This window comes from Haoranjiania flava (genome assembly GCF_025631005.1).
Lineage (GTDB): Bacteria > Bacteroidota > Bacteroidia > Chitinophagales > Chitinophagaceae > Haoranjiania > Haoranjiania flava.
Genome location: NZ_JAOTPL010000015.1, coordinates 54,092 through 66,394, shown reverse-complemented (window position 1 = coordinate 66,394; position 12,303 = coordinate 54,092). Strand labels below are relative to the sequence as shown.

General features: G+C 42.9%; 10 protein-coding genes. 6 read left to right on the top strand and 4 right to left on the bottom strand.

What is annotated here, in order from left to right:
- Positions 1-4: 4 nt before the first annotated feature.
- Both OD355_RS10400 and OD355_RS10395 read left to right on the top strand, forming a co-directional pair.
- Complete coding sequence (locus OD355_RS10400) at positions 5-994, top strand: AAA family ATPase (RefSeq protein WP_263038411.1); 990 nt, start codon at positions 5-7, stop codon at positions 992-994.
- Positions 991-3,012: a hypothetical protein gene (locus tag OD355_RS10395; RefSeq protein ID WP_263038410.1), complete on the top strand. Its 2,022-nt coding sequence runs from the start codon at positions 991-993 to the stop codon at positions 3,010-3,012. The genes OD355_RS10400 and OD355_RS10395 overlap by 4 nt, the downstream gene beginning before the upstream one ends.
- Here OD355_RS10395 and OD355_RS10390 read toward each other — a convergent pair.
- The gene (locus OD355_RS10390; protein ID WP_263038409.1) at positions 3,009-3,956 is read right to left on the bottom strand and encodes an endonuclease/exonuclease/phosphatase family protein; all 948 of its coding nucleotides are present in this window, start codon (positions 3,954-3,956) and stop codon (positions 3,009-3,011) included. The genes OD355_RS10395 and OD355_RS10390 overlap by 4 nt on opposite strands.
- A 438-nt stretch (positions 3,957-4,394) precedes the next feature.
- Between OD355_RS10390 and htpG the strand changes: the two genes are divergently transcribed.
- Entirely contained in the window at positions 4,395-6,203 is a 1,809-nt protein-coding gene (gene htpG / locus OD355_RS10385; RefSeq protein WP_263038408.1) for a molecular chaperone HtpG, read from the top strand.
- 78 nt (positions 6,204-6,281) lie between these two features.
- Here the strand turns inward: htpG and guaB are convergent, their stop codons facing one another.
- Both guaB and OD355_RS10375 read right to left on the bottom strand, forming a co-directional pair.
- Positions 6,282-7,769 carry an IMP dehydrogenase gene (gene guaB / locus OD355_RS10380; RefSeq protein ID WP_263038407.1) on the bottom strand — a complete coding sequence of 496 codons (1,488 nt, stop codon included), beginning with the start codon at positions 7,767-7,769 and terminating at the stop codon, positions 6,282-6,284.
- A gap of 269 nt (positions 7,770-8,038) precedes the next feature.
- Positions 8,039-8,476, bottom strand: coding sequence for a hypothetical protein (locus OD355_RS10375; RefSeq protein WP_263038406.1), 438 nt, complete (start codon positions 8,474-8,476; stop codon positions 8,039-8,041).
- A gap of 301 nt (positions 8,477-8,777) precedes the next feature.
- Between OD355_RS10375 and dnaK the strand changes: the two genes are divergently transcribed.
- The 3 genes from dnaK (at position 8,778) to OD355_RS10360 (ending at position 11,536) form a co-directional block, all read left to right on the top strand.
- A complete protein-coding gene (dnaK, locus tag OD355_RS10370) occupies positions 8,778-10,688 on the top strand; it encodes a molecular chaperone DnaK (protein WP_263038405.1) in 1,911 nt (636 codons plus the stop codon).
- 88 nt (positions 10,689-10,776) lie between these two features.
- Positions 10,777-11,184, top strand: a complete 408-nt coding sequence (locus OD355_RS10365) for a nucleotidyltransferase substrate binding protein (RefSeq protein WP_263038404.1) — start codon at positions 10,777-10,779, stop codon at positions 11,182-11,184.
- A gap of 25 nt (positions 11,185-11,209) precedes the next feature.
- The gene (locus OD355_RS10360) at positions 11,210-11,536 is read left to right on the top strand and encodes a nucleotidyltransferase domain-containing protein (protein ID WP_263038403.1); all 327 of its coding nucleotides are present in this window, start codon (positions 11,210-11,212) and stop codon (positions 11,534-11,536) included.
- A 291-nt stretch (positions 11,537-11,827) separates the two neighbouring features.
- Here OD355_RS10360 and OD355_RS10355 read toward each other — a convergent pair whose 3' ends face one another.
- On the bottom strand, positions 11,828-12,226 hold the full coding sequence (locus OD355_RS10355) for a cupin domain-containing protein (RefSeq protein ID WP_263038402.1): 399 nt from the start codon (positions 12,224-12,226) through the stop codon (positions 11,828-11,830).
- Between the last annotated feature and the right edge of the window lie 77 nt (positions 12,227-12,303).

Here is a 12,303-nt window from a genome sequence, read left to right as displayed (position 1 = left end):
TATTATGCAGAACAATACACCAGAGTTTAATATACAGGATACCCAGGAAAAAATTAAAAAGCTCATAAGAAACATTGAAAAAGCTATCAAGGGCAACAGGCTGCAAACAGAACTGATTCTGACCACCCTGTTTGCCAAAGGCCACATTCTTATTGAAGACAACCCGGGAACCGGCAAAACCATATTATCTAAAACTCTTGCCAGAAGCATTACCGGTGCAGACCACCATGCAGCAGATTTTAAACGCATACAATTTACACCCGACCTGCTGCCGATGGACCTGATAGGCTCCTATATTTTTAATGACCAGACCAAGGAGTTTATCTTTAAAAAAGGCCCGCTGTTTTGCAATGTACTGCTGGCAGATGAGATAAACCGCGCATCGCCGAAGGTACAGTCTGCCTTGCTGGAGTGTATGGCCGAAAACCAGATTACGATCGGGGATATGACTTTCCCGCTGGAAAAAATGTTTTTCACCATCGCCACACAAAACCCCGTGGAGATGGAAGGCACCTACCCTTTGCCAACCGCACAGCTTGACCGGTTTTTTATGAAAATTCATTTCGGCTATGTAGATGAAGAAACTGAGCTAAGCATTTACAACGAATATCTTGCTATTGAGGAAAGCCAGGCGCACGTGGATGAAGTACTTACCATGAACGAAATACTCCAACTCCAGGAGTATGCAAAAAACATTTTTATACATCCTGAAATTGTAAGGAGTGTAAAAAACATGATCGTGGCTACCAGGAACAACCCCGACATTGTTTTAGGCGCATCCACACGTAGCGGTATCACGCTGATCAAATGCCTGAAAGCGTATGCTATGATCAAAGGAAGGGATTTTGTAAATGAAGACGACCTGCAGCAAATATCAAGCTATGTGCTGAACCACAGAATCATCTACAGGAGCAAGGAGCTTTCAAAAATATTGTCTGATAAATTCCTGGAAATAGAGTTGGAAAGGCTCGGAAAACTTTCCATCAATGCATGATAAAAAGGGCTTTACATATCTTTTGCCTCAGAGGAAGCATCCTTACCTTATTACTGCTCCTGCTTGCCTGCTGTGTATATGCACAACGCCGCACTAAGGAAAATGCCCGCTACGAGATAGATGCGAAACGCTACGGCGTGGACCTGAAGTCTGAAGAAGCACTGCCGCGCGGTAAAGAATTTATCAGGCTGGATAGCACGTACTACGTGGGCTGGATGATGGAAGGCCTGTACAAACATGAGCGCAGTGCAGATGCGCTGGGTTTTAAAAATGCGGTGATACCGCTCAGGAAAGCCTATGATCTGCTGACAACGGAATTTGATGAAAACTTTCATCGCGTATTCCTCAACTATTCTTCACTGCAAAAAAACTTTACCAGGTTCTACGATCTGCTGCTGATCACTGGCGCGCTGATAGGAGCATATGACAACATCAACATGCCGGACTCAAGCATGCGCATTTTAAACGACATCGGCAGGTATAAGTTTAAAGTAGACAATCTGGAAGAACTTGCATTCGGCCAATACTTTCATAAAGCATGGCTGTATCACCGCAACAGGTTTTTAACAGGTAAACAATTTTCTTTTTTAAAAAATTCCATAGAAGCCAACGAGAAAGCCGCTTTTGACCTTTGCTACAGCGGCCTGCGCTACGCCGATGAACACAAGGAACTTTCAGATGAATGGTTTGGCGAGAATGTAAATATCATTGAGCGCCTGCGCATATACCACAACCTTGCCATACTGCACTCTTACAACAAAAACTATGACAGCAGTGCGTATTATTATTCCCAACTGAATGATTACGGGGTAATGTCGCAAAACAACTATGCAGGGCTACAGTTGGAATTAGGGAATTTTGCCGATGCTGAACATTATTTTTCACTCGCCAAAGAAGAAAAAGATGAAGGATATAGTTTACGCGAACCTTTCTACTTCCTCCCGCAACTGCTGGTATTCTCCGGCAAAACCAAAGAAGCGATTGAAATGGACAATAGAATTATCTATGAAAACGGCTCTACACCCGGCTTTGGCTGGTACAATATTGCGCTGGCACGCTCTTACCTGTATGATGGCCAGCTTGACAGTTGCGAGATAGCTTTAAAGAAAGCCCTCAACTTTAAAGAACTGCATATAGGCACTACGCTTACCCAATCGCAATATGACTTTACCATCAACCTGCTGAAGCTGCAGTTAACTGATAAAAAAGTAGAGCAGATAAAGTTTGCCAACAGGGGGTGGTGGTATTCTTTTAAAACCTTGTGGAAAATTTTGTCGCTGAAGATTGAAAAATATGTTACCGAATACAATACAGCATTTCAGCTTACAAAAAACCCGGAGAAAGACCGCATGGTCTACGACCTTTTTTGTTCAGAATCCACAACTACTTACGATGAGGCGTGGTACCTGCTGAAAGATTTCAGCTCCACCTACTTCGAAAGAAAATACCGTGAATACCAGCATACCGACAAACGGGAAAATATACACAGGTACTTCAAACTTTTCGAGGCTAAATTTCAATTGCAGGGCGGCAGGGTAAAAACCGCCAGGCAAAGCTTTAATGCCATTATTCAAAACGTAACACTGGATACTACGTATGAAAAATTGTACATGGGCAGGCTGTATGAAGGCGCTATAAAATCAAACAAAATTTTCACGGAAGAGTACAACCATTACTGCAACTCGCTTTATACCACATACCCGCAACTGATACCTTTCTCAGACATACGCATTCCCATGAAACTGGTAATTGCAGGCGAGGAAAATGAAAATATCAGGGCTGTAATAAAAGAATTGCGCAAGGCCAACATTGCGTGGACAGACAAAGACAATATTCCCAAAGCAGAGATACGTTTTGAGCAGCGCGGCAATAAATACCATGCACGCATCAACACCTACAATGCTGCCGGCAAGCAGGTTGTAGTGAATGAAAATGTGTTCTTTTCAAAAACCGCAGGCACGGGCACCGAGATAGCACTGAGATTATTCGGCAAAGGCGGCGCACAGATCATAGATTAATGGGTAACGCGGTATTGCGAACTCACCGGATAATGATCGGAAGTATTTCGCTTGTCAAAATCACTTACTACCGTTTTTACATCGGTCCTGATCTTCGCTGAGGAACTTACATACCATATAGCAAACGGCGAGCTGGCAACCTGCTGATCAATTACAGAATTTTCATAGTTAATCGTAGACTTGTAGCCCGGCACATTTAGCGCGTAAGTAACACCAAAGTACCGCGCCTGGTCATCTATAAAATTCTTGTAGGGCGAGGGCTTGCCATAAGTAATGCTCCCGTTGAGATGATCGTTGAAATCACCGATGATGATAAACTTTTTCCCCGCTAAAAGGTCAAGGGAATCTTTCATTTCATCAGAGCCGTTAAACCTGCTGTTGTAGCTGTTCTGGTCACTGCCCGCCTTGGCATGCAGCAGGTATACAGACACCGGGTGCCTGGCACCATTCACCACCACATCAGCATCCAGCTGGAAAGGAAACCTTCCGTAGGCAAAGCTAACCCTGGCAGAGGAGCTCAGCCCTAAAAACACACGGGTTTTTACCTTCCTGAAAATATGCCTGTTGTACACCACGGCCATTTTCTGGGCAACTGTAGGATACGGCGAAATGACATACCTGTATTCATCACCCAGCACATTACGTATCATTCTCCCAAAACGTGCCGTGTCTACTACTTCACAAATGCCATACAGATCCGCGTTCAGGTATTTAAGAATTTTCCCGGCATTGGTTTCCTGCACATCAAGGTTGCCGTTGAAAGTAGATGAACCGAACCATTCAATATTCCAGTTTACAATAGTTATGTCTTTATTGTAATTTTTCAGGTTAGCCGTATCATTTACCGGCGGGTCAGGCTCAGGGGGTACAGGTTCCTGGATTTTTTTCTTACAGGAAACAATAAAAAATGCCAGCGCAGCAAGTACTAAAAATATTTTTTGCAATGTATAGTATTCAAATGTGAAGTTAGCTAAAAAATACAACTAATTTTCATTGTTTGCCTTTGTTTTAAATGCTTTATTTAACCAGAATAGGCACGAACAAAAACAATGTGCACAAGTAGCCTCTGCGCCTTGCCGCTTTTGGAGTAACCCTCCTGGCCTTTGTTTCAGATGTTTTACTATAACCACAAGGCAGATGCAACCTTCACAAAGAAATCTCCGCGCCTTAAAGCCTTAGTGGCAAAACCGGTGTTCCTTGCGCAAACCCTCGTGACGATTGTGTTTCAGAAGTTTATTTAACCACAATATTTCTAAACAAACTTTCATGCCACGGCGTGTGACTACCCAATTTTTCAGCCGTTGTTTCACTTTCCGGCCACTCTGTCAGTTTGCTGATCATTGGTATTTTGTTTGATGATGAGCTCGAAAAATGTATATACAATGGCTAAAGGACAAATAAGAGTTGAATCGGAAAACATTTTTCCCATCATTAAAAAATTTCTTTACAGCGATCATGAGATTTTCCTCCGCGAACTGATCAGTAATGCAGTAGACGCTACCCAGAAAGTAAAAACGCTTGCCTCCAAAGGTGAAGTGAAAGGCGAGCTTGGCGAACTGCGTATTGACATCAAACTCGACAAGGAAAATAAAACAATCACCATTGCCGACCGCGGCATCGGCATGACTGCCGAAGAAGTAGATAAATACCTGAACCAGGTAGCATTCAGCAGCGCTGAAGAATTTTTGGAAAAATATAAAGATGCCAATATTATCGGGCATTTCGGGCTTGGCTTTTACAGCGGTTTCATGGTCAGCGACCGTGTAGACGTAATCACCAAAAGCTATAAAGATGAGCCTGCAACATTCTGGACTTGTGACGGCAACCCTGAATTTGAAATCCGCGAAGCTGAAAAAGCCGAACGCGGTACTGACATTGTTTTACACATCAACGCAGAAAGCGAAGAATTCCTGGAAGAGGAAAGAATAAAAAATATATTGAACAAATTCTGCCGGTTCCTGCCGGTGCCTATCTTCTTTAAAGATGAACAAATAAACAATCCCGAGCCAATCTGGATAAAAAAACCTTCTGAACTTACAGACGAAGATTACAGGAAGTTTTACAATGAATTGTACCCGTACAGCGAAACGCCGTTGTTCTGGATACACCTGAATGTAGACTATCCCTTTAACCTTACGGGCGTACTTTATTTCCCTAAGATCAAACAATCTTACGAAATACAAAAAGATAAGATACAACTCTACAGCAACCAGGTATTTGTAACCGATGAAGTAAAAGACATTGTGCCTGAATTCCTGATGCTGCTTCATGGTGTGATCGACAGCCCCGACATACCGCTGAATGTGAGCAGAAGCTATTTACAGGGCGACCCGAACGTAAGAAAGATCAACGCTTACATCACCAAAAAAGTAGCAGACAAGCTGGAAGAAATTTTCAAAAAGGACAGGACAGCTTTTGAAGAAAAATGGGAGAATATCGGCTTGTTTGTGAAGTATGGCATGATGACGGAAGACAAGTTCCTGGACAAGGCAGATAAATTTTTTGTAATGCAGGATGCCGGCGATGACAAGAAATATTACACGCTGGAAGAATACAAAAGCCAAACAGAAGCCCTTCAAAAAAACAAAGACAATAAATACATCATCCTCTATACAACAGACCCTGTGCACCAGGATGCATACATCAAAGCGGCGCAGGCTAAAGGCTACAAGATAGTCCGTTTTGAAACCATCGTGGATGCAGCCTTTATCAATCACATGGAAATGAAGTGGAATGATGTTTCATTCACCCGTGTGGATGCTGATATTACTGACAATTTAATTGATAAAAATGATGCAGCCGAAAGTGTATTATCACAGGAAGAAACCGATAAACTAAAAGAATTGTTCAAGTTGGACATCCCGGAGATCACGGCAAATGTAGAAGTGAAAGGCCTGAGCCCCGATACCGCGCCGGTGGTAGCCACACGCCCGGAAATGATGCGCAGGATGAAAGACATGGGTGCAGCCGGGGGCCCGATGACAGCATTCTATGCAAACATGCCCGACGAGATCACGCTTACGGTAAACGGCAACCATCCTATATTCCAGCATATTTTGAAGAATACGGATACAACCATGCAACAAAACCAGGTGCGCAACCTGGCAGACCTGGCGCTGCTTTCACAAGGTTTATTGAAAGGCAAAAGCTTAACGGATTTTATCAGCAGAAGCGTGGAGATGATGAAATAATACTATTAAACCTATACAAAAAAAGTACCCGGATCTTTTCTACGGGTACTTTTTTTATTGTAGTAAAACTTTTGAAATTTACTTGCGGCTGTAGTTAGGCGATTCCTTGGTGATCTCCACGTCGTGCGCATGGCTCTCACGCATGCCCGCATTGGTGATCTGTACAAAGGTAGCCTGTTGCAAAGCACGGATATCTTTAGATCCTGTAAGCCCCATACCGGCACGCAAGCCGCCAACAAACTGGGCCACAATCTCACTTACGTAACCTTTGTAAGCTACGCGTCCTTCTATACCTTCCGGCACCAGCTTCTTTGCTTCCACTTCGTCCTGGAAATAACGGTCGCCACTACCCTGCTGCATGGCGCCAATGCTGCCCATGCCACGGTATTGTTTGAATTTTCTTCCTTCGTAAATAATGGTTTCTCCGGGGCTTTCCTCGGTTCCTGCAAAAATGCTTCCCATCATGACCACATCGCCACCTGCAGCCAGTGCTTTAACCAGGTCTCCGGTGTAGCGTATACCACCGTCTGCAATCACCGGAATGTTTCTCGGTTTCAATGCACCGGCCACATCCATAATAGCCGAAAGCTGCGGTACGCCTGCGCCTGCAATGATCCGCGTGGTACAGATAGATCCTGGGCCGATACCTACTTTTACCGCATCAGCGCCTGCATCTGCCAGCATTTTAGCGCCCGCTGCCGTTGCTACATTTCCCGCAATTACCTGCAATTCTTTAAAATTCGATTTGAGTTTTTTCAATGCGTCTACTACGCCCTTGCTGTGCCCGTGCGAGCTGTCGAGCGTTACCACATCCACGCCTACGTGCATCAGCGCTTCAGCGCGTTCCAGCAGGTCGTTGGTAATGCCCAGCGCCCCGCCCACAACCAGCCTGCCGAATTCATCTTTCACAGCATTGGGATTGTTCTGCACCTGTAAAATATCCCGATAAGTGATCAGGCCTGTAAGCTTGCCTTTTTTATCTACCACCGGTAGCTTTTCTACTTTATTCTGGCGGAAGATTTTCTCAGCTTTCCTCAGATCAGTGCCTTCCGGCGCCACAACCAGGTTATCTTTTGTCATGATCTCACTGACCTTTTTCTTCATATTCGTCTCAAAACGAAGATCGCGGTTGGTGAGAATGCCTACCAGGAGAAAATTTTCATCCACAACAGGAATACCCCCGATCTTATTTTCCTTCATCATGCGCAAAGCCTCGCCAATAGTGGCATCCGGGCCCATAGTCACCGGATCGAGTATCAGGCCGCTTTCACTTCTCTTTACCTTGCGCGCCTGCTCTGCCTGCCGCTCAATAGACATGCTTTTATGCAAAATACCCACGCCGCCTTCTCTGGCCAGGGCAATGGCCATCTGCGCTTCAGTAACTGTATCCATAGCTGCAGAGAGCATGGGAATATTGAGCCTGATGTTTTTGGTAAGTTGTGTCTGAATGTTTACATCTTTGGGTAAGACATCGCTGTAATTCGGCATCATCAGTACATCATCGAATGTGAGGCCGGTGCCGTAAAACCTTTTTTGTGCTGTAGAATCGGGATTTATTGTTGCCATGCGCAAAGGTAAAGCAATTTTATAAAAAATGAAATTTTTGCTGCGATGCAAAAGGGCTGGTTGCAAAATTCCATGCATCCAGGTATATCTTCAGAAAAACTGATTGTTGGTAATTGTCAATTAGCAGTTTATAGCGGGAAAGCTGCAAAACACTGTTACCCGGAAATAATTTCTTTTGGGTATCGTTTACGGAATAAACTGAAAAAACGTAATAAAAAGAGGCTGCCGCAGTTATTGCTTCAGCCTCTTAAAACTAAATAAAACAAAAACTATTTTGTATGGATCACCTTATCGATCTTTTCATTGGCTTTTTGAATTTGATCGCCTATTTTTCCCCAATCAATGGAATTGATGGTTTTCTGAGCTTCATTGATGGCAACAGTAAGTTGATTGCCTACGTCATTCCAGTCGATTTTTTTAAGCTCGCTTTGTGCATCTTTCAGTTCCTGCACGGTTTCCTGTTTTATATTGTTCCAGTCAATGGAAGATATGGCGTCTTTGGTTACCACCACTGCTTTGTCGGCAACGGCTTCCACAGGAATATTTTTTAAAACCCTGGTAATCTGGTTCATCACATTGACAATCTCGCCCACATTTAGCTGTGGGTTATTACTATGCGCCATGGTATCTTTTGCCTGTGCTGATGTGGTGTTCACCGAAAACAGGAAAATAAAGCATGCTGTAAAAGATATTATTGTTGACTTCATCTGAAAGCTTTTTAGGTTTTTAATCAGGTTGCTGTTAATCAAAATGAGCATATTTTAACACACTCAATTTATCATTTATTCACTGTATACTGCCTGTTAGACGTTCATAAATGCGGTAGGATTAAAAACAATTCTCCTCTGGTCAAACTGGCAATCAATCATTTAACGAATCTGCCAAAATATATTTATTTAAAAGATTTATAAACAATACACTGACATTATTTCCATACATGCCGCTATGGCACAAAGATTGAACAAAATGAACTGTAATATTTAAACAATAAAAATACAATTTAAGAATATGGGAAAGATTATAGGAATAGACTTAGGTACAACTAACAGTTGCGTTTCCGTAATGGAAGGTAACGAACCTGTTGTAATTGCCAATGAAGAAGGCCGCCGTACCACGCCTTCCATCGTTGCTTTTTTAAAGAACGGCGAACGTAAAGTGGGTGATCCTGCAAAACGCCAGGCCATTACTAACCCTGAAAATACGATCATGAGTATCAAAAGATTCATGGGCCGTAAGTACGATGAAATTGGTTCTGAAAAAGAACACGAAAGTTATAAAATAGTAAAAGGCGACAATGATACTGTGCGCGTGGAAATCGAAGGCCGGCATTACACTCCGCAGGAAATTTCTGCTATGATCCTGCAGAAGATGAAAAAAACTGCAGAAGACTATCTTGGACAGGAAGTGAACGAAGCTGTGATCACTGTACCTGCATATTTCAACGATTCTCAGCGCCAGGCTACCAAAGAAGCCGGCGAGATCGCAGGGCTGAACGTGCGCCGTATTGTAAATGAACCCACAGCAGCAGCGTTAGCCTATGGCCTGGACAAAGGTGGCAGGGAACACAAGATCGCAGTATTTGACCTGGGTGGCGGTACTTTTGATATCTCCATTCTTGACCTCGGTGATGGTGTTTTTGAAGTAAAATCTACCAACGGGGACACACACCTGGGTGGTGACGACTTTGATAAAGTGATCATGGACTGGCTGGCAAATGAATTTAAAAATGATGAAGCCATTGATCTGCGCAAAGACCCTATGGCATGGCAGCGTTTGAAAGAAGCAGCTGAAAAAGCTAAGATTGAATTGTCTTCTTCCACAGAAACAGAAATAAACCTGCCTTACATCACTGCTGTTGACGGTGTGCCTAAACACCTGGTAAGAAAATTATCAAGGGCAAAATTTGAGCAGTTATCAGACAGCTTGTTTGAAAGATGCCTGAAACCTTGTGAAGTGGCTCTGAAAGATGCAGGCTATTCAAAATCTGAAATTGATGAAATAATCCTGGTGGGCGGTTCTACACGTATCCCTAAAGTGCAGGAACTGGTTGAACAGTTCTTCGGAAAGAAACCGCACAAAGGTGTAAACCCTGATGAAGTAGTTGCCATTGGTGCAGCAATCCAGGGCGCGGTATTAACGGGTGAAGTGAAAGATGTATTGCTGCTCGACGTTACCCCGCTGACCTTAGGTATAGAAACTATGGGAAGCGTTATGACGCCAATGATACCTGCCAACACTACCATCCCTACCCAGAAGAAAGAAGTGTTCTCTACGGCAAGCGACAACCAGCCCGGCGTGCAGATCCATGTATTACAGGGTGAGCGCTCCATGGCTAAGGACAACAAGAGCCTGGGTGTGTTTAACTTAGACGGTATTCCACCGGCTCCGCGCGGTGTACCTCAGATTGAAGTTACTTTCGACATTGATGCCAACGGCATCCTTAACGTAACTGCCAAGGATAAAGGTACAGGCAAGGAACAGAAAATACGTATTGAAGCAGGAAGCGGCCTGAACAAAGAAGAGATCGAAAAAATGAAAGCTGAGGCTAAAGCCAACGAGGCTTCCGATAAAGCAGAAAGAGAGAAAGTTGATAAACTGAACCAGGCAGACGCTTTGATATTCCAGACTGAAAAACAGGTCAAGGAATTCGGAGATAAAATCCCTGCCGATAAAAAAGAACCGATCGACAGCGCTCTGACCAAACTGAAAGAAGCACACAAACTGCAGGACATTGCTGCAATAGATAAGGCTATTGAAGAGATGAATACAGCATGGACTGCTGCAAGTGAAGACATCTATAAAACACAGCAGCCGCAGGACGGCCAGCCAAATGCAGGCGCACAACAAGGGCCTGAACAGGGCAATACTGCCGGCGGCGGCGATAATGTACAGGACGCAGAATTTGAGGAAGTGAAGTAGTGAGTATTGAAAATTTAATAAAAAGCAGCTGATCGCCCAGCTGCTTTTTTTATTTATAAACTAAATGTATTTTTGATAAAATGCTCTTATGGAAACAGATATACGCTGGCAACAAAGATTTCATAGTTTTAAAAAAGCGCTCAAAAAACTGTTGGAAGTTGTAGAGAATAAGTCACTTGAAGATTTAAGTGAACTGGAGGCAGAAGGGCTTATTCAGCGATTTGAATACACTTATGAATTAGCCTGGAAAACTTTGCAGGATCTGCTACGATACAAAGGCTATACCGACATTGCAGGCCCTAATCCTGTATTGCAGCAGGCGCTCCAGGATGGGTATATCAATGACGAAGATGGATGGAGAGGCATAAAAAGATCGCGTGAACGTACTTCGCAAATATACGATGAAGCAACTGCTGAAGAGATTGCAAAAGCTATTTTCAGCAATTACCATATTTTATTTCAACAGCTTGAGACAAGACTGGAAAAAGAAATATAAAAAACTTCTCAATAAATTCCAAACAATGTACGGCTTAGACCAAAATATTATTAAAGAAATTCAGCGCGTTTTTTCGCAAAACAATTTTGTGGAAGAGGCTATTCTATATGGCTCAAGAGCCAAAGGGAATTATAGAAACGGCTCTGATATTGACCTTGTAGTTGCCGGAAAAAATCTGTCAACAGACAGCATATATTTACTTGAAGAGCAACTGGAAGCATTAGGTTTTTTGTATAAATTCGATGTACAGCATATCGCTACCATAAACAACATTGCCCTTCTAAAACATATTCGCGAAGAGGGCATATTGTTTTATAAAAAAGATAATGAAAACCAACCGGATGAAGGCTAACTGCCTTAAAAATTTCTTATTTCATGTAGGTTTTTATTTGTTTTCCAGCTTTCCCGGTAGTTATCGGCAGAATACGCATTCCCGCCTGGTATAAATATTTTAATCATTAAGGGTTATTGCATGTGCATTATTATTGACGTTCTTGTCAGGAATAGCCTTTGAGGAAGCTTTCACGTAAACTCAGGCGTAGCAATAAATAATGCCATCGTATGTCTAAATCAAATGATAGCAACAACCCTATACAAAAAAGCAGGCAGAAAAATCCACCTGCTTCCATTGATAGTTTTATAGCTATTCAGTAGTCTGTCCGTCAAAATCTTCTTCATTAGCCTCTGCGTCTTCCTTTGTGCTGCGCACAATACCGTCTTTGTGGTGTGGAGGAGAATAAAGTGTATACAGTTTCAGCGCCTCAGAGCTTGATTTGTTTACAACGTTGTGTTCTGCCCCTGCAGGAACAATCACCGCATCGCCATCTGAAACATCATATTGGTTACCATCTATCAAAACATAGCCTTCTCCAGCCTCAAAACGAAAGAACTGGTCGTTTTCCTTGTGTGTTTCTATACCGATCTCGCTGCCTGGTGCAATACTCATCAGCACAAGCTGTGAATGTTTGCCTGTGTACAATACCTGGCGGAAATTTTCATTTGCTAAAGTGTCTTTTTCGATGTTTGATTTAAACCCTTCCATAATATTTATCTTTAGTAATTATCTTGCAAAAAGCGTACCTGATTTATTTAAATCCTTAATAATAAACTGTTTTGGTT